At 70.9% G+C, this 18314-nt stretch carries 13 protein-coding genes and 1 pseudogene; 6 read left to right on the top strand and 8 right to left on the bottom strand.

All coding sequences use genetic code 11. The annotated features are described in order from the left end of the window. Window positions 1-21 precede the first annotated feature (21 nt). From OG622_RS10495 to OG622_RS10505, 3 genes are all read left to right on the top strand, one after another. Entirely contained in the window at window positions 22-2937 is a 2916-nt protein-coding gene (locus tag OG622_RS10495; RefSeq protein ID WP_371575121.1) for a glycoside hydrolase family 48 protein, read from the top strand. A 157-nt stretch (window positions 2938-3094) separates the two neighbouring features. Next, window positions 3095-5770 (top strand): cellulose binding domain-containing protein, encoded by a 2676-nt coding sequence (locus OG622_RS10500; protein WP_371575123.1) that lies wholly within the window; start codon window positions 3095-3097, stop codon window positions 5768-5770. Window positions 5771-5978: 208 nt separating this feature from the next. Then, window positions 5979-6905, top strand: a complete 927-nt coding sequence (locus tag OG622_RS10505; protein WP_371575125.1) for an endonuclease/exonuclease/phosphatase family protein — start codon at window positions 5979-5981, stop codon at window positions 6903-6905. Between the two features lie 83 nt (window positions 6906-6988). On the opposite strand, the gene OG622_RS10510 is transcribed toward OG622_RS10505, so the two are convergent. Together OG622_RS10510 and OG622_RS10515 are read right to left on the bottom strand one after the other, a co-directional pair. Beyond that, window positions 6989-8806: a rhamnogalacturonan lyase gene (locus OG622_RS10510; RefSeq protein ID WP_371584056.1), complete on the bottom strand. Its 1818-nt coding sequence runs from the start codon at window positions 8804-8806 to the stop codon at window positions 6989-6991. Window positions 8807-8902: 96 nt separating this feature from the next. Continuing rightward, window positions 8903-9871 carry a helix-turn-helix transcriptional regulator gene (locus tag OG622_RS10515; RefSeq protein WP_371575127.1) on the bottom strand — a complete coding sequence of 323 codons (969 nt, stop codon included), beginning with the start codon at window positions 9869-9871 and terminating at the stop codon, window positions 8903-8905. A 39-nt stretch (window positions 9872-9910) separates the two neighbouring features. Between OG622_RS10515 and OG622_RS10520 the strand changes: the two genes are divergently transcribed. Continuing rightward, window positions 9911-10408, top strand: a complete 498-nt coding sequence (locus tag OG622_RS10520) for a hypothetical protein (protein WP_371575129.1) — start codon at window positions 9911-9913, stop codon at window positions 10406-10408. Window positions 10409-10421: 13 nt separating this feature from the next. On the opposite strand, the gene OG622_RS10525 is transcribed toward OG622_RS10520, so the two are convergent. Further along, window positions 10422-11162, bottom strand: a complete 741-nt coding sequence (locus OG622_RS10525; protein ID WP_371575131.1) for a class I SAM-dependent methyltransferase — start codon at window positions 11160-11162, stop codon at window positions 10422-10424. A gap of 5 nt (window positions 11163-11167) precedes the next feature. Further along, window positions 11168-11473 (bottom strand): 4a-hydroxytetrahydrobiopterin dehydratase, encoded by a 306-nt coding sequence (locus OG622_RS10530; RefSeq protein WP_371575133.1) that lies wholly within the window; start codon window positions 11471-11473, stop codon window positions 11168-11170. Window positions 11474-11746: 273 nt separating this feature from the next. Here OG622_RS10530 and OG622_RS10535 point away from each other — a divergent pair, with 273 nt between their 5' ends. Next, window positions 11747-12592, top strand: coding sequence for a helix-turn-helix domain-containing protein (locus OG622_RS10535; RefSeq protein ID WP_371575134.1), 846 nt, complete (start codon window positions 11747-11749; stop codon window positions 12590-12592). A gap of 81 nt (window positions 12593-12673) precedes the next feature. Here the strand turns inward: OG622_RS10535 and OG622_RS10540 are convergent, their stop codons facing one another. Continuing rightward, entirely contained in the window at window positions 12674-13090 is a 417-nt protein-coding gene (locus tag OG622_RS10540) for a hypothetical protein (RefSeq protein WP_371584057.1), read from the bottom strand. Window positions 13091-13482: 392 nt separating this feature from the next. Here OG622_RS10540 and OG622_RS10545 point away from each other — a divergent pair, with 392 nt between their 5' ends. Beyond that, the gene (locus OG622_RS10545) at window positions 13483-14346 is read left to right on the top strand and encodes a helix-turn-helix domain-containing protein (protein WP_371575136.1); all 864 of its coding nucleotides are present in this window, start codon (window positions 13483-13485) and stop codon (window positions 14344-14346) included. A 137-nt stretch (window positions 14347-14483) separates the two neighbouring features. Here the strand turns inward: OG622_RS10545 and OG622_RS10550 are convergent. The 3 genes and pseudogenes from OG622_RS10550 to OG622_RS10560 form a co-directional block, all read right to left on the bottom strand. Beyond that, window positions 14484-15092, bottom strand: a pseudogene (locus tag OG622_RS10550) (Hsp70 family protein); the annotation flags it as partial. Window positions 15093-15228: 136 nt separating this feature from the next. After that, window positions 15229-15657: an OsmC family protein gene (locus OG622_RS10555; protein WP_371575138.1), complete on the bottom strand. Its 429-nt coding sequence runs from the start codon at window positions 15655-15657 to the stop codon at window positions 15229-15231. A gap of 253 nt (window positions 15658-15910) precedes the next feature. Beyond that, window positions 15911-18025: a phage holin family protein gene (locus OG622_RS10560; RefSeq protein WP_371584058.1), complete on the bottom strand. Its 2115-nt coding sequence runs from the start codon at window positions 18023-18025 to the stop codon at window positions 15911-15913. Window positions 18026-18314 lie beyond the last annotated feature (289 nt).

Below are 18314 nucleotides of genomic sequence, written 5' to 3' on the forward strand. Positions count from 1 at the left end.
CCGCACGGAAGGAACCAGAGCATGCACCCCAGACGGAGACGCCGTGCCTCGCGGCGCATGTGGACGGCCGTGGTCGCGGCCCTCGTCCTCCCCCTGACGATGCTCTCCACCGGGTCGACACCCGCGAGTGCGGCGGCGGTCGCCTGCAACGTCGACTACAAGACCAACGACTGGGGCTCGGGTTTCACCGCCGAGCTGACGATCACCAACCGTGGCACGGAGGCCATCAGCGGCTGGACCCTGACGTACGCCTACGCGGGCAACCAGACGCTCTCCAACGGCTGGAGCGGCACCTGGTCGCAGTCCGGCAAGGCCGTGACGGCGAAGAACGCGTCCTGGAACGGCGCGATCGCCGTCGGGGCCGCGGTGACCACCGGCGCCCAGTTCACCTACAGCGGCACGAACGCCGCGCCGACCGACTTCGCCATCAACGGCACCAGTTGTGTGGGCGCGCACCAGCCGCCGATCACGGTGCTGACCAGCCCGGCGCCGGGCGCGGTGTACTCGCAGGGCACCGCGGTGCCGATGGCGGCCACCGCCGCCGCGGCGGACAACGCGACGGTCACGAAGGTCGAGTTCTACGACGACACCACGCTGCTGGGCACGGACACGACCTCGCCGTACACGTACTCGGCCACGGGATTGACCGTGGGCAGTCATTCGCTGGTGGCCAAGGCGTACGACAGCCTGGGCGCGTCGGCGAACTCCACGCCGGTCGGCATCACGGTCGCCTCGGGTCCCGCCGTGGTGGTCTCGCCGACCCAACTGGGCGTGCGTCAGGGCCAGTCGGGCACCTACGACGTGAAACTTTCGACACAGCCGTCGGGGAACGTGACGGTGACGACCGCGCGGGCGTCCGGCAACACCGGGCTCTCGGTGACGGGCGGCGCCTCGCTGACCTTCACCTCGTCGAACTGGAACACCGCGCAGAAGGTGACCATCGGCGCCAACGCGTCCGGCACCGGCTCGGCGGTCTTCGACTCGACGGCCACCGGCCACGCCAAGGCCTCGGTGACCGTGACCCAGCTGGCCGCGTCGAGCACGTACGACGAGCGCTTCCTGGAGCTCTACGGCAAGATCACCAACCCGGCGAACGGCTACTTCTCCCCCGAGGGCATCCCGTACCACTCGGTGGAGACGCTGATCGTCGAGGCGCCGGACCACGGTCATGAGACCACGTCGGAGGCGTACAGCTACCTCCTGTGGCTGCAGGCCATGTACGGCAAGGTGACGGGCGACTGGTCGAAGTTCAACGGGGCCTGGGACATCATGGAGAAGTTCATGATCCCGACCCACGCCGACCAGCCGACCAACTCCTTCTACAACGCCTCCAAGCCGGCGACGTACGCTCCCGAGCACGACACCCCCAACGAGTATCCGGCGCAGCTCAACACCGGTGTCTCGGTCGGCCCGGACCCCATCGCCGCCGAGCTGAAGAGCGCGTACGGCACGGACGACGTCTACGGCATGCACTGGCTGCAGGACGTCGACAACGTCTACGGCTACGGCAACTCGCCCGGCAAGTGCGAGGCGGGGCCGACGGACACCGGCCCGTCGTACATCAACACCTTCCAGCGCGGGCCGCAGGAGTCGGTGTGGGAGACCGTCCCGCAGCCCACCTGCGACCAGTTCAAGTACGGCGGCAGGAACGGGTACCTGGACCTGTTCACCGGTGACGCGTCGTACTCGAAGCAGTGGAAGTTCACCAACGCCCCGGACGCCGACGCGCGTGCCGTGCAGGCCGCGTACTGGGCGGACATCTGGGCCAAGGAGCAGGGCAAGGGTGCCGACGTCTCCGCGACCATCGGCAAGGCCGCGAAGATGGGCGACTATCTGCGCTACTCGATGTACGACAAGTACTTCAAGAAGATCGGGAACTGTGTGGGCGCCACGTCCTGCCCGGCCGGCACCGGCAAGGACGCCTCCCACTACCTGATGTCCTGGTACTACGCGTGGGGCGGCGCCACCGACACGGCGGCCGGCTGGTCCTGGCGCATCGGCTCCAGCCACACGCACGGCGGCTACCAGAACCCGCTGGCCGCCCACGCCCTCGCCAACTACGCCCCGCTGAAGCCCAAGTCGACGACCGGGCAGGCGGACTGGGCCAAGTCCCTCGACCGGCAGATCGAGTTCTACCGCTGGCTGCAGGCCGACGAGGGCGGCATCGCGGGCGGCGCCACCAACAGCTGGGCGGGGCGGTACGCCACTCCCCCGGCCGGGACGCCGACCTTCTACGGCATGTTCTACGACGAGAAGCCGGTGTACCACGACCCGCCGTCCAACCAGTGGTTCGGCTTCCAGGCGTGGTCCATGGAGCGGGTCGCCGAGTACTACCAGCAGACGGGCAACGCGGCCGCGAAGACCGTGCTGGACAAGTGGGTCGACTGGGCGTTGTCGAAGACGACGATCAACCCGGACGGGACCTACCGGATTCCGTCGACACTCCAGTGGTCGGGTGCGCCCGACACATGGAGCGCGTCAAGTCCGGGCGCGAACGCGGGACTTCATGTCACCGTCGCCGACTACACCGACGACGTGGGTGTGGCGGCCGCGTACGCCAAGACGCTGACGTACTACGCCGACCGCTCCGGTGACGCCGACGCGGCCCGGGTCGCGAAGGCGCTGCTGGACGGCATGTGGGACCACCATCAGGACGGGCTCGGGATCGCCGTTGCCGAGACCCGGGCCGACTACAACCGGTTCGACGACCGGGTGTACGTGCCGAGTGGGTGGACCGGGACGATGCCGAACGGGGACGCGATCAACTCGACGTCCACCTTCGATTCGATCCGGTCGTTCTACGAGGACGATCCGGCCTGGTCGAAGATCGAGGCGTACTTGGCCGGTGGCGCCGCGCCTTCGTTCACGTATCACCGGTTCTGGGCTCAGGCGGACATCGCCTTGGCCATGGGTTCGTACGCGGAGTTGTTGGAGTAGCTCCGGCCCGTAGACCGGCCGCGGGTGGTCCGTGGCCGGTCGCGCCCACGCGGCGGAAGCCGCACATCGAGCACAGCCCCGCGCCCCCTCAAGGGGCGCGGGGTTGCTGTGCCCTTTTCTGAGAACTTCCCCCCACTCGTCAGGAGAGGACCCCCCGTTGCGAAGAACCCGCATCCTCACCACCGTCCTGGCCCTCGCGGCCGGTCTGCTCGCGGGATCCCCACCCGTGATCGCCGCCGCGAAGGCGGACAAGGCCCAGAAGTCGGTGTCCATCGCCGCCGACACCTACACCTGGAAGAACGCCCGGATCGACGGCGGCGGTTTCGTGCCCGGCATCGTCTTCAATCGTAAGGAGCGGAACCTCGCGTACGCCCGTACGGACATCGGCGGGGCCTATCGCTGGGTGGAGGCGTCGAAGACGTGGACGCCGTTGCTCGACTCGGTCGGCTGGGACAACTGGGGGCACACGGGTGTCGTGAGCCTGGCCTCCGACACGGTCGACCCGAACAAGGTGTACGTGGCGGCCGGTACGTACACGAACAGCTGGGACCCGGGGAACGGGGCGGTCCTGCGGTCGTCCGACCGGGGTGCCAGCTGGCAGAAGGCCAACCTGCCGTTCAAGCTGGGCGGGAACATGCCGGGCCGGGGCATGGGCGAGCGCCTGGCCGTGGACCCGAACCGGAACAGCGTGCTGTATCTGGGCGCGCCGAGCGGTAAGGGGCTGTGGCGGTCCACGGACTCGGGGGTCACCTGGTCGCAGGTGACGAACTTCCCGAACGTCGGCAACTACGTGGCCGACCCCTCCGACACCAGCGGGTACTCCAGCGACAACCAGGGCATCGTCTGGGTCACCTTCGACGAGACCACCGGCACGTCCGGGAACGCGACGAAGACCCTCTACGTCGGGGTCGCCGACAAGGACAACGCCGTCTACCGCTCCACCGACGCGGGCGCGACCTGGTCACGGGTGGCCGGGCAGCCGACCGGCTATCTGGCCCACAAGGGCGTCCTCGACGCGACGAACGGCTACTTGTACTTGTCGTACAGCGACAAGGGCGGGCCGTACGACGGCGGCAAGGGCCAGCTGTGGCGGTACGCGACCGCGACGGGCACCTGGACGAACATCAGCCCGGTGGCGGAGGCCGACACGTACTACGGCTTCAGCGGGCTGACCGTCGACCGCCAGGATCCGGGCACGGTCATGGCGACGGCGTACAGCGCCTGGTGGCCCGACACCCAGATCTTCCGTTCGACGGACAGCGGCGCGACCTGGACCAGGGCCTGGGACTACACGTCGTACCCGAACCGTTCGAACCGCTTCACCATGGATGTCTCGTCCTCCCCCTGGCTGACCTGGGGCGCCAACCCGTCGCCGCCGGAGCAGACCCCCAAACTCGGCTGGATGACCGAGGCGTTGGAGATCGACCCGTTCAACTCCAGCCGGATGATGTACGGGACGGGCGCGACCATCTACGGCACGGAGAACCTGGGGAACTGGGACAGCGGCGGCCAGTTCGCGATCAAACCGATGGTGCAGGGCCTGGAGGAGACGGCCGTCAACGACCTGGCCTCGCCTCCGTCCGGCGCCCCGCTGCTCAGCGCGCTCGGTGACGTCGGCGGCTTCCGGCACACGGATCTGACGAAGGTCCCGTCGATGATGTTCACGCAGCCGAACTTCACGACGACGACCAGCCTGGACTTCGCCGAGTCCAGCCCCAACACGGTGGTGCGTGTGGGCAATCTGGACTCCGGTCCGCACATCGCGTTCTCCACGGACAACGGCGCCAACTGGTTCGCGGGCACCGACCCGTCGGGGGTGAGCGGCGGCGGCACGGTCGCGGCGGCCTCGGACGGCAGCCGGTTCGTGTGGAGCCCGGCCGGCACGGGCGTGCGGTACGCGACCGGATTCGGCAACTCCTGGTCGGCGTCGAGCGGCATCCCGGCCGACGCGATCGTGGAGTCCGACCGGGTCGACCCGAAGACCTTCTACGGCTTCAAGTCCGGGAAGTTCTATGTCAGTACGGACGGCGGCGCCACCTTCACCGCGTCGAACGCGACCGGCCTCCCGAGCGGCGACAGCGTGCGCTTCAAGGCGCTGCCCGGTGTGAAGGGTGACGTGTGGCTGGCGGGCGGCGCGACGGACGGCGCCTACGGCCTGTGGCACTCGACGGACAGCGGCGCCACCTGGACCAGACTGTCCGGTGTCGAGCAGGCCGACACGATCGGCTTCGGCAAGGCGGCGACGGGAGCCTCGTACCAGACCCTCTACACCAGCGCCAAGATCGGCGGCGTACGCGGCATCTTCCGCTCGACCGACAAGGGGGCGACCTGGACCCGGATCAACGACGACGCCCACCAGTGGGGTTGGACGGGTGGGGCCATCACGGGTGACCCGAGGGTGTACGGGCGGGTCTACGTGGCGACGAACGGGCGCGGGGTCATCTACGGCGACTCCTCCGACACCGGCGGCGGGGGCGGCGGTACGGACCCGGATCCCGAGCCCGAGCCGACGGGGGCCTGCGCGGTGACGTACAAGGTCACCAACGAGTGGTCGGGCGGCTTCCAGGCGGACGTGCAACTGTCCAATACGGGCACGAGCGCGTGGACCACCTGGTCGCTCGGCTGGACCTTCCCGAACGGCCAGAGTGTCTCCCAGGTCTGGAACGCCGCCTACACGCAGTCGGGTTCGGCGGTCACGGCCAAGAACATCGGTTGGAACGGCAATGTGGCGGCCGGTTCGTCGGTGGGCTTCGGCTTCACCGGAAGCTGGTCGGGGACGAACGGCAAACCGACCGCGTTCAAACTCGGTGACCAGTCCTGCACGGTGACCTGACACCCCGAGCAGGACGAGGAGAGGGCGCGCGCCCGACCAAGGCGCGCGCCCTCTTCGAGTTCCCCGAGCCCTTCGAGCCCTTCGATCTCTTCGATCTCTTTGAGCCGCGTACATCTCGATAGATCGACATGTTCATGCCTAACATGGAAAGCCGTTCCACACTGTTGTGCGCACGACTCGCCCGGACGCCGCCGCAGAAGGAGCCCCTGTGCCGAACCACAGCCGAGTCACGCGTCGTCTCAGCCTGCAGACCGCGCTCGCCGCGGCGGTTCTGCTGCCCCTGTCCCACGCCGGGTTGTCCGCCGGACCCGCTTCCGCGGCGGCGGAGGAAGAGAAGGAGGAACTCGTCGTCAGCCCCCGACTCGACACCATGTCGTTCAATCTGCGCTACGCGAACACCACCCGGCCCAACAGCTGGGCCGAACGCAGACCGGTGATGCGGGAGCTGCTGCGGCAGGAGGCACCTCATGTCATCGGCACCCAGGAAGGTCTCCACCGACAACTGCTCGACATCGAGACCGACCTCGGACCGGACTACCGCTGGATCGGCACCGGTCGCGCGGGCGGCAACCGGGACGAGTTCATGGCGGTCTTCTACGACACCCGCCGGCTCGCGCCCGTCGAGTACCAGCACTTCTGGCTCTCCGACACCCCGGACGTGCCCGGGTCCAACACCTGGGGCGGCGGCTCCATCCGTATGGTCACCTGGGTCAGATTCCGCGATCTGCTGGACGGCGGAAGACAGTTCTACGTCCTCAACACCCATCTGGACAACGCCAGCCAGTACGCCCGCGACCGTGCCGCGGCCCTGATCGCCCGGCGCGTCGCCGGGTTCGACCCGTCGCTGCCCCTACTCGTCACCGGTGACTTCAACGTCGCGGCCCACCGGAACACGGTCTACGACACGATGCTGGGCGCCGGACTCGTCGACACCTGGGACACGGCGGCGGAGCGCGGCGACCTCTACGCGACGTTCCACGGCTACCGCCCGCTGACCCCCGGCGGCGACCGCATCGACTGGATCCTGACCACGCCGGGCGTCACGGCGCACCGGGCGGCCATCAACACCTTCGCGTCGAACGGCCAGTTCCCCAGCGACCATCTGCCCGTACAGGCGTCGCTGACGCTGGGCTGAGGGTTCTCACCGTCTCACCGGAGTCCGTGGGCGGGCCGGGCGGCCGACACGCGCCCCGGCCGGGCCCGCCCACGGACCGGTCCCTACGGCGTGTACACCGTCGGCCGTGGTGCCGTCGGCATGCCGTCGCCGATGAAGAAACTGGTGTGCGGCGGCTGGTTGTAGGCGGTGTTCTGCCAGGCCAGACCCGTGCGGTACATCGGGTCGTGCAGCAGGGTCGTGATCTTCGTGCTCGTCTCGATCGGCGTCGAGTAGATCCGCAGGGCCGTGTTGCCGCTGGTGCGCCAGACGACCTCCTCGCGCCAGTCGCCGAGAATGTCGCCGGAGAGCGCGGGGGTGGCCTTGGTGCCGTTGTTGGAGGAGACCCCGGAGCCGGTCAGCAGGCGGGTGTCCGAGGAGGTGCCGTACTTGTCGATGCGGGTGCCGTCGAGGAGTTCACGGACCGGGTCGCCGTCCCACCAGGAGAGGAAGTTGACGGACGAGGGCTCGCGGCCCTTCGTCGCGCCGGCCTCGTCGCGGATGGAGGAGTCGGAGGCGGACCACATCTCGGGCCCGTCGTTGCCGGCGTAGATGTCCCCGGCGACTCCCCGGCCGTTGTCGCAGCAGGCGGCGAGCTGCCAGCGGACCGCGCCGCTCGCGGGGTTGATGTACAGCTCGGCGGGCTGGGAGGTGGACTCGGAGACCTTGAAGTACTCCAGGCCGGAGGTGGACGCGTCCAGGTCGCCCAGGTGCTGGGCGTCGCCGTGGCCCGTCCTCGTGGTCCACAGGCCGTTGCCGTTGTCGTCCACGGCCATCGCGCCGTACACGATCTCGTCCTTGCCGTCGTTGTCGACGTCACCGACGGAGAGACTGTGCGAGCCCTGCCCGTCGTAGCCCCGGCCGGAGTTGGTGGAGGAACTGGTGTCGAAGGTCCAGCGGCGGGTGAAGGAGCCGCCCCGCCAGTCCCAGGCCGCGATCACCGTACGGGTGTAGTAGCCGCGTGCCATGACGAGCGAGGGCCTGGCACCGTCCAGGTACGCCGTCCCGGCGAGGAAGCGGTCCACGCGGTTGCCGTACGAGTCGCCCCACGACGAGACCGTGCCGCGGGCCGGGACGTAGTCGACGGTCTGCATCGACCTGCCGGTCTGGCCGTTGAACATGGTGAGGTACTCGGGCCCGGACAGGATGTAACCGCTGGAGTTCCGGTGGTCGGCGGAGGAACTGCCGATCACCGTCCCCGCCCCGTCGACCGTGCCGTCCGCCGTCTTGGCGGCGATCTCGGCCCTGCCGTCGCCGTCGTAGTCGTACACCTGGAACTGCGTGTAGTGCGCGCCCGAGCGGATGTTGCGGCCCAGGTCGATGCGCCACAGCCGGGTGCCGTCGAGCTTGACGCCGTCGATGATCGTGTTGCCGGTGTAGCCGGACTGGGAGTTGTCCTTGGCGTTCGTCGGCTGCCACTTCAGGACGAACTCCAGGGCGCCGTCGCCGTCGAGGTCGCCCACGGAGGCGTCGTTGGCCTCGTAGGTGTACGCGACGCCGTCCGGGGTGGTCCCGCCGGCGGGCGCGCTGATCGGCACGTCCTTGTAGCCGGTGCGGAGTTGGACGGCGTGCACCGAGTCGCCCTGCTCCACTCCGTTCACGATCGCGCGGACCGTGTAGTCGGCCTGGGCGGGGGCGCCGGAGTGGAAGTAGTTCGTCGAGCCGGTGATCGGCGTCGAGTTGACCTTGGTGCCGGCCCGGTAGACGTTGAAGGACACGTCGTTGGGGTCGGTGCCCAGCCAGCGCCAGCTGACCAGGTTGCCGCTGTCGACGTGGACGCTGACCACGCCCCGGTCGAGGGCCTCGACCTGGCGGGCGGTGGCGGCCTCGGCGGGCGTTCCGGTGAATGTGGTGAGTCCGGCGGCGAGGAGGGCCGCTGTCACCAGCGAGCGCAGGGCTCGACGTCTGTGGTGCCGGCGCGGATGCGGGTGCGGGTGCTGCACGTGACGAACCTCCAGAAAGGACGGACGGGTTCCGCCCTATAGGTCGCCGCCGGTCCCGGCCACGTTGCCGTACCTTTCGGCCAGTTCGGCGACGGTCCGGGCGATCCTTCCGCGCAGCTCGGCCGGTTCCAGCACCTCGATGTCGGCGCCCAGCCGCAGGAACTCCCCGTGCGCGCGCTCGACCGACTCGATGGGCACGCTGACCGTGGTCCAGCCGCCGTCCCCCGTGCTCTCCTCGACCGGCACCGCCCGGGGCAGGGTCACGCCCGGCGCCAGCCGGACCAGTGCCTCGCCCCGGTGCAGCCGGGCGTGGAAGTCACGCTGGTACGCCGTCCAGTACGCGGCCAGATCGAAGCCGTCGGGGCGGGTGAACTCCTCCTCGGAGGCGTCGGGTTCGAGGATCCGCAGGATCTGGTCGACGCGGTACGTGCGCGGTCCGGGTCCGGCGACGACGTACCAGCGGCCCGCCTTGAGGACGAGGCCGTACGGTTCGAGGCGGCGCCGCACGTCCGTCGGCTCGGCCCAGCGGCGGTAGAGCACGTGCAGGACCCGCCCGCTCCAGACCGCGTCGGCGACGGCGGGCAGGAACGGGGTGTCCTCGGCCTCCGCGTACCAGCCGGGTGCGTCCAGATGGAAGCGGCCGGCGACCCGGTCGGCGTGGGCCCGCAGCTCGACGGGGAGGGCGGCCCGCACCTTCAGCCGGGCGGCGGCCAGGACCGCGCCGAGGCCCAGCTCGGCGGCGGGGCCGGGCGCGCCCGCGAGGAACAGGGCCTCGGCCTCGTCCCTCGTCAGACCGGTGAGGCGGGTGCGGTAGCCGTCGAGGAGGCGGTAGCCCCCGGCGTGGCCCGCGTCGCCGTACAGGGGCACCCCGGCCGCGCCCAGCGCCTCCATGTCCCGGTAGACCGTGCGGACGGAGACCTCCAGCTCCTCGGCGAGCCGGGCGGCCGTCATCCGGCCCCGGGTCTGGAGCAGCAGGAGGATCGAGACGAGTCGGGTGGCCTTCACTGACACATGGTGTCAGTGAAGCGGTCGTAACGTCCCGCCATGCCCTTCACCGAGAAACCGCTGACCGTGCCGCCGCCCGTCGAGGTGGCCGGTCGGCGGATCAAGCGCTACCACGTCACCGCCGACCCGGCCGGCATCGCACCCGAGGTCGCGGAGGCGGCGTACGCGATCCTCCCGCAGCTGCTGCCCGAGCCGGACGGGACGACGCCGCCCGCGACCTTCGTCGTGCTGCACCGGGGCGGTGACAGCGGGGCCTACCTCAACGCGTACAGCTGGGTGTGGGACAACGTCCTCCACTTCGCCGGCGCGGCGGCGGGCCAGCCGGTGCTCGGCTGCCCGGACACCGACCCCACGCACTTCGTCGTCACCAGCCGGCCGTGGATCGGCTGCGTCTGGGAACTCCCGCCGATCCAGCACGAACGCGACGCCTGGGTACGGCACGTCCTCACCCCCGAAGTCCCTTGCCTCGACGCCTACTTGGCCGACTCCCTGCCCGCCGGAACCACCGCGTCGCCGGGGCGGAGGACGGTGTCCTGACCGCCGGCCGCTCTCACACCTTGCGGAACGCCCGCAGGCTGAACTCCGGGTCCGGGCGCGGCCGGTCCTGGTCGGGGAGGGCCGCGAGCCGTACCGCGTAGTCGTCGGCCAGCGGATCGCCGGGCGGGAGGGTGACGAACCAGCCTCGGCGCAGATCGGCGAGGGTGCGGCGAGGGCTGCGGCCCTGGCCGCGGCCCGGGAAGCGGGCGTGTCCGGCGACGCGCAGCCCGTGTTCGTCGGCGTACCCCTCGACGGCCGCCGCGGGGTCCATGGCCGGGGCCCGGGGGCGCGGGGCCAGCACGGCGTCGATGTCGCTGCCCACGTTGTGGGAGGCGCCCTTGTCGACGGTGGTGACATAGACACCGCCGGGGCGGAGCACACGGGCGCACTCGCCGACCACGGCCCGTACGTCCTCGGAACCGTCCAGCAGATGCAGCAGCCACACGCTGGTGACGGCGTCGAACTCCCCGTCGCGGAAGGGGAGTCGGCGGCCGTCGCCGATCACGACGGAGCCGGGCACCCGGGCGGCGGCCCGGCTCGCCATCGCGTGCGTGAGGTCGACGCCCGTGACCCGCAGCCCGTCCCGCGCGGCCGAGAACCGCCGGGTCACGATCCCGGTGCCGCAGGCGACGTCGAGCAGTCGGCGGGTGCCCTCGGGGACGAGGCCCAGTACGGCGCGGGCGGCGGCCTCGGCACGGGGCTCGCCGCCGCGCAGGGCGTCGTAGTCGCCGGCCTCCTTGTCGTAGTCCAGCACCCGCCTCAGCTCGCCCCGTGGCCGGGCGCGAGCGCCTCCACCCTGCGGGCCAGCTCGAAGTCCTTCTCGGTGACGGCGCCGCCCACGCTGTGCGTGCTGATGGTCAGCGAGACGGTGTCGTAACCGAGGGTGAGGTCGGAGTGGTGGCCCAGCTCCTCCTGTGTCTGGGCGATGTGCACGACCAGCGCGGTCGCCGCGAAGTGCGAGCCCAGCCGGTAGGAACGGGCGATCCGGTCCCCGTCCAGCGACCAGCCGGGCAGCTCCGCCAGGCGGTCCTCGATCTCCTTCTGCGACAAGGGTTCGACGGGCATGGCCCACTCCTTCCGAGACGTCCCCTCCGTGACGTGCGCTCCCTTTCAGCCTGCCACAGCCCGGCCGCCGCGTCCCTGGTCAGACACCTCTGCGAGGCTCGGATCCGTACGCGCTCCGGCGCGAAGCCGTCCGTCGGCGCCGAGGGACTCGATCTTCTCGGCGGTGGAGCGCACCCTCGTAGACGTGCCCCGGTGGGCGGCCGTCGCCGCCCAGGACGGGTTTCAGGGGTGGTGCACGAGTCGCTTCTCGATCGCCTCGGCTACGTTCTTCGCATGACCTCTGCCCCGACCGGTTCCCCGAGCCGTCCCGCAGCCCCTTCCGACCTCGGCGTGGGCCCGCTGCTGCGGGCCTGGCGGGAGCAACGGCGGGTCAGTCAGCTGGAGTTGGCGCTGCAGGCCGGTTCCTCGGCGCGGCACATCAGCTTCGTCGAGACGGGCCGTTCCCGCCCGAGCGAGGAGATGGTTCTGCGGCTCGCCGAGCACCTGGACGTACCGGTGCGGGAGCGCAACGCGCTGCTCCTCGCGGCCGGTTACGCCCCGCACTACCCGGAGACGCCGCTGGACGACCCGTCGATGGCCGCCCTGCGCGAGGGCATGGAACAGCTGATCCAGGGCTACGAGCCGTATCCGGCGCTGGTGATGAACGCGACGTACGAGGTCATGGCCGCCAACCGGGGCATCGCCGTGCTGCTGGACGGCGTCCCCGAGTCGCTGCTCGTGCCGCCGCTCAACGCCATGCGGCTGACCCTCCACCCGGAGGGCCTGGCGCCACGCATCCGGAACCTGCGCGCCTGGCGCGGGCACCTGCTGGAGCAGATGGGACGCCAGGTCGCGCTGCGCCGCTCGGAGCCGTTGCGCGCGCTGTACGAGGAGGTGGCGGCGTACCCGCTGCCGCCGGGCACGCCCGACGGGGAGCCGGGTGGGGAACCCGGTGCGGAGGCGACCGCCTACTTCGCGCTGCCGATGCGGATCGAGCACGAGGGCCGACTGTTGTCCTTCATCTCCTCCGTCTCCACGTTCAACACCCCCATGGACGTGACCGTGGCCGAGCTGGCCATCGAGACGTTCCTCCCGGCCGACCCGGCGACGGGCAAGTACCTCCACTCGCTGCTGTCCTGACGCCCACCCGGTGGCCGGCCACTCGGCGCCGGCCACTCAGCGGTCGACCACTCAGCGGTCGGCCGGCAGGAGGAGGGACGCTCAGCGGCCGGCCGCGCGCAGGGCGACGTACTGCACCGCCGCGAACCCGGCCACGGTCAGCGCCTGCAGCAGGGTCCACACCGCGCCCGCCGTGCTCGGCGTCAGCCACAGCACCAGCGCGACGAGACTGAGGACCGACCAGGCGAGGTTGGCCTCGATCACGGCCTGCACGGGGAGCACCGGCGGACGCTCGCGCGAGGCCAGCAGGGCTACGGCCGCCGCGTACACCGCGAGAAAGACGCCGAGCGCGACGAGCAGTCCGGAATCGACGCCGAGGAAACGGCCGAGGGGTCCGGCCGCGGCGAGGTAGGCGAGTCCGTTCGCCCCGGTCACCACGGCGTCCACGGCCAGGAAGCGGCGCAGCATGGTCCGGGGGTCGGCGGTCCGGGCGAGTACGGCGAGGCGGGTCGTGGGCACGGGCATGGGCATGGGCGCGGACATGGCAGATCACTCTCCGTCGAGGTGGAAATCGGAAGAACCGGAAGGGGCCGGGGTGACGGCCGGACGGACGGGTGGCGGGCGTCGCGCTCGACGAGCGGGCGCGGGCCGCCGGGACCGGCTTCCGGACCGGTGTGCCCGGCCCGAACCCGGTGACCTCACCTTGCAGTGCCGGACGTACGGCCGTCGATTACCTCCGGGGTCATGGCACCCCGTAGCCTGTGGCGTCGTCGTGGCGGGCGCCCGCCGGAATCGGCGGCTGTCCTTCCGGGCATCCGGAATCCGGGGCGTCTCGTTCCGGCCGACCCTGTGAGATGTCCACCGGAACATGACAGACTGTTGTTGTATCTCGGCCCGTGGGGAGGCGTGGCGTGAGTGAGCGGCGGCCCGCCCCCACCGTGGGTCAGGTAGTGCTCGGAAGACGGCTCCAGGAGCTGCGGGAAGCCGCCGGGCTCAAGCGCGAGGAGGCGGCACGCGTCCTCCATGTCGCGCCGGCGACCGTGCGGCGCATGGAGACCGCCGATGTCGCGCTCAAGATCCCGTACGTCCAGGTCCTGCTGACGACGTACGGCGTCGCCGAGGACGATGCCGACGCGTTCGTGACGCTGGCCGAGGAGGCGAACAAGCCGGGGTGGTGGCAGCGGTACCACGACGTGCTGCCCGACTGGTTCAGCGTGTACGTCAGCCTTGAGGGCGCGGCCCACCTGATCCGGCAGTACGAGCCGCACTTCGTGCCGGGGATGCTGCAGACCGAGGAGTACGCGCGGGCCGTGATGGAGGCCGGGACCCTCGGCCAGACCGGTCCCGAGACGATCGAACGCCATGTGTCGCTGCGGATGGCCAGACAGAAGCTCCTCACCCAGGAAAGACCGCCGCATCTGTGGGTGATCATGGACGAGACGGCCCTCATGCGTCCGGTGAGCATCCACTCCCAGGTGATGCGGGACCAGATCGATCGGCTGCTGGAGATCACCGAGAAGGACCACGTCATCCTCCAGGTCTGCGAGTTCGCCAGCGGACCCCACCCGGGCACCTACGCCCCCTTCTCCCTCTTCCGCTTCGCCGAACCGGAACTCCCCGACATGGTCTACACCGAGTACCTCACCGGCGCCCTCTACCTCGACTCCCGCACCGAGGTCGCCCTCCATCTCGAAGTCCTCGACCACATGGCCGCCCACGCGGCGTCCGCCGAACGGACGAGAACCCTCCTGAAGCGCTACCGCGAGCAGTACTGAGCCCTCAGCGACACATCGCTCACTGTTCGCCCCGGCCTACGCCGCTCCTCCCTTCGGCCCCCTCTCGTCGTCCACGATCTCCGCGTCGACGACGCCGTCCTCCTCGGTGGGTCCGGGCGGCGCTGCGTCGGCCGGGCAACGAGGTACTCGACGACCCGCTGGTCCCAGTCGTCGCCCCCGAGCCGCGTGTCACCGTTGCTGGCCTTCACCTCGATGACCCCGTCGCCGATCTCCAGGAGGGAGACGTCGAACGTGCCGCCGCCGAGGTCGAAGACGAGGACGGTCTGCTCCTCGCCCCGGTCCAGGCCGTAGGCGAGGGCCGCGGCCGTGGGCTCGTTGATGATCCGCAGGACCTTCAGGCCCGCGATCTCCCCCGCCTCCTTGGTCGCCTGCCGCTGGGCGTCGTCGAAGTACGCGGGCCCGGTGATGACGGCGTCGGTGACGTCCTCACCGAGATACGACTCGGCGTCCCGCTTCAGCTTCTGCAGGACGCGCGCGGACAGTTCCTGGGCCCGGTAGCGGGTGCCGTCCACGGAGCCCTGCTCGGGGAAACGCCAACTCGTTTCGCCCATATGACGTTTGACGGAGCGTGCGGTGCGCTCCACGTTCGTCACGGCCTGCCGTTTGGCGACTTCGCCGACCAGGACCTCGCCGTTCTTGGCGAACGCCACCACCGACGGTGTGGTCCGCTGTCCCTCCGCGTTGGCGACGAGGGTCGCCTCGCCGCCCTCCAGCACGGCCACCACCGAGTTCGTCGTACCGAGATCGGCCCCTACCGCACGCCCCGTCGCCGTCCCCTTTCAGCAAGGTTCCGCCAAGTGTCCCCACCACCAGCACAAAACTTGAGTGGGTTCTTGTCAACGGGGCGTGCGGAGCAGCCGGTCAGGCCAGCTTGGCGGTGAGGGTGATCGGTACGGCCTTGAGGGCCTGGCTGACGGGGCAGTTCACCTTGGCGTCCTCGGCGGCGGCCACGAAGCCCTCCTCGTCGAGGCCGGGCACGGTGCCCTCCACGGTGATGTGGATGCCGGTGATGCCCTCGCCCGGCTGGAAGGTCACGTCGGCGGAGGTGGTGAGCCTGGTGGGCGGGGTCCCGGCGCCGGCGAGGGCGTGGGAGAAGGCCATGGAGAAGCAGCTGGAGTGGGCGGCCGCGATCAGCTCCTCGGGGCTGGTCTTGCCGTTCGCGTCCTGGGCGCGGGACGCCCACGTCACGGGCTGCTCGGCGATGGCACCGGAGGAGTCGAAGCTGACGACACCGTTGCCCTCGAGCAGGTTGCCTTCCCAGACGGTGTGTGCGGAGCGCGTGGTAGCCACGGTCATTCCTTTCGCATGTGGTTCCCGGTTGCCGTTTCCCGGTTCCGGGTTGCCTGGCCCCATCCGATCACACTCCGGGCGGTCCGAGCCTCATCTCACCCTGAACACCGGCCCCCGCGCGGTGAACACGGCCGCCCGCAAGGTGTGGGCTCCAGGGGTGTTCGAGAGGACGTGCTTCAGACGCACCGCCCGGGGCGAACGGTCTGGGCGACCGGTTCTCAGGAGCGCAGCCCATTTTCTGTGGGCCGGGTGGCTAGGCGTCTGCCGGGTTCTGTTGTTTCGCGGGTGTGGGTTCATCGTGGCCGGTCGCGAAGTTCCCCGCGCCCCTCTGGGGCTCGCTCTCGTGGGTCAGGGGGACTTGAGGACCGTTCGATTCCCGTAGCCATCGCCTCAGTACCCGGTGGATCTGTTCGGCGCCGACCAGGTTCTCGTCCTCCTCCACCGGCGCGGAGAGCGCCAGGGGGGACATCAGGAAGGGGCGGGACTGGCAGCCGCCCAGGCCGCCGTGGGAGCCGATCTGTTCCTCGAAGGCGAGGACTTCGCCGTCGGCGGGGTCGTACCAGGAGTTGACCATGATGTCGGCGGTGCGCGGGAAGCCGTGCGTGCGGCGTACGGCGTCGGCGGCGCCGGGGCCGAAGTCGGCGAGGGGGCCGGGGTGTTCGTCGCTCAGCTCGCCGATCGGGACCTCCGCGCCGTGCGCGCCGAGCACGACGCCGCCGTGCTCCTCGCTGCGGACGAGGACGAAGCCTATGCCCGGATGGTTGGCGAGGGTGGGGAGCAGGGCCGGATGGCGGGCGTCGATCTCCTCGCGGCTCATCCGGTGGGGGACGTCCGGGAAGGAGACGAGGCCGAGGTTGCCGGAGGCGAGGACGATCGGCTCGGAGCGGCGCGTCGGCCGGTACTCCTCGACGTGCTCCTCGACGGGGATGCGCAGCGCGGCCCGTACCGCCGTGCGTGCCTCGGCGCCGCTGTGGGTGCGCCGGGCCCGGCGCGGCACGGGCAGGCCGGAGCCGGCGCGGACCAGGTCGCCGAGGGTGAGGCCGTAGCGGCCCAGGAAGGTCTCGCCGGGGCTCTGGCCGTGGTCGGAGAGGAGGACGATCCGGTAGGCGCGCGGGGCGTGTTCGGCGACCTGGGCGATCAACGCGAGGGAACGGTCGAGGCGTTCGAGGACCTTCGCGGCGTCCCGGCTGTGCGGGCCGGAGTGGTGGGCGACCTCGTCGTACGCCACGAGGTCCGCGTAGATCGCCGCGCGGCCCGCGAACATGTCCCCGATCACCGCGGAGACGACGACGTCGCGCTCGACGACGGTCGCGAAGGCGCGGATGAGCGGGTAGAGGCCGCCGCGCTTGACGCGGGGCCGCTGCTGGGCACACCGGGCGCGGGTGGACTGGCCGATCTCCCGCAGGACGTCGGCGACGAAGGACATGGCGGTGCGGACGGCGTTGGCCGGGTCGGAGAAGTAGGCGAAGTACCCGGCGCGGGAACGGTTGCGGCGGCCCCGGCGGGCCGCGATCGACAGGACGAGCGCGAGCTGCTCGGCGCCCCCGCTGAAGAGGTTGCCGCGGCTGGCGCCGTCGACGGTCAGCAGTCCGCCGTCGCCGGTGCGGTCGATGGCCCGACGCTGGAGTTCGGCGGCCCCGGCGGGCCGGTTGCAGACCATCACCTCCCGGGTGTCCTTCTCGTACCAGCGGAAGGCCGGCACGTCGTGGTTGGTGCCGTGCAGGATGCCGAGCTGGCTGGCGCCGGTCTGGCTGGACCAGTCGGTGCGCCAGGGGGTGAGCCGGTGGGTGGGCCGGGGGTGCGCGGTCTCGTTCGCCGGCCGGCCGAGCCAGGTGGCCACGGTCGGCATGAGGCCCTTCTCCGTCGCCGCCTCCAGCACGTCGTGGCCGACGCCGTCGAGCTGCAGGAAGACGGTGCCGGGTCCGGCGTGCCCCGGGCCGCCGTCGGCCTGCCTGCGGCGGCGGTCGGCCAGCCGGTACAGGCGGCGCCGGTAGGCGTCGTCGTCCCGGACGGCGAGGGCGCCACCCGTGGCGGAGGCGACGGCGGACATCACCGCGGCGACCACCACAGCGGTCTCGGGCGCGGCCGCACCCTGGCCGGAGGGGTTGATCCGCAGCGCGAGCAGGAGCAGCGAGCCGTTGAGGAAGAAGACGAGCAGGCCGAGTACGAGCGCCGGTACCAGCAGCAGCGCCCGCACGAGCAAGGGCCACACGAGCGCGGAGAGCAGACCGAACGCGCCGGCGCCGAAGGCCGCGGTGACGGCGATCCGCGTGACGCTCTCGCCGGTCTCGGACTGCAGCCGGAAGTCGGGCAGCGCGCCCGCGAGCACGAGCATCGTCAGCGTGGAGACCGCCCAGACGGCGAGCATCCGCCAGACGCCGCTCAGCACTCTTCGCCAACGACCACCGTCCACGTTCCGGCCACCTCACGTCCTGTTGCTGGCCTCACGTCCTGTTGCTGGCCTCAGCCTGTCACACGGGCTGGGGGCGCCGGGGTGGCATTTCGGGGTGGCAGGGAGGCAGGAGCGGGGGGACGGTTCGGGAACAGCTCCGGGCTTGTGCGTCGCGGGCCGCGGGTGAGTGGGGGGTGATCGCGCGGTTCCCCGCGCCCCTTGAGCGGCGCGCACGCGCCCGGCGCTCGAAGAGGCCCCTTCGTCC

The sequence above is a fragment of the Streptomyces sp. NBC_01314 genome, from assembly GCF_041435215.1.
In the GTDB taxonomy this organism is placed as follows: domain Bacteria; phylum Actinomycetota; class Actinomycetes; order Streptomycetales; family Streptomycetaceae; genus Streptomyces.

Coding starts and splice junctions, on each gene's coding strand:
- OG622_RS10530 (WP_371575133.1), bottom strand. CDS start 11,473: ATGCCCGTCGAACCCTTGTCGCAGAAGGAGATCGAGGACCGCCTGGCG.
- OG622_RS10520 (WP_371575129.1), top strand. CDS start 9,911: ATGCCCTTCACCGAGAAACCGCTGACCGTGCCGCCGCCCGTCGAGGTG.
- OG622_RS10560 (WP_371584058.1), bottom strand. CDS start 18,025: ATGCTCGCCGTCTGGGCGGTCTCCACGCTGACGATGCTCGTGCTCGCG.
- OG622_RS10535 (WP_371575134.1), top strand. CDS start 11,747: ATGACCTCTGCCCCGACCGGTTCCCCGAGCCGTCCCGCAGCCCCTTCC.
- OG622_RS10495 (WP_371575121.1), top strand. CDS start 22: ATGCACCCCAGACGGAGACGCCGTGCCTCGCGGCGCATGTGGACGGCC.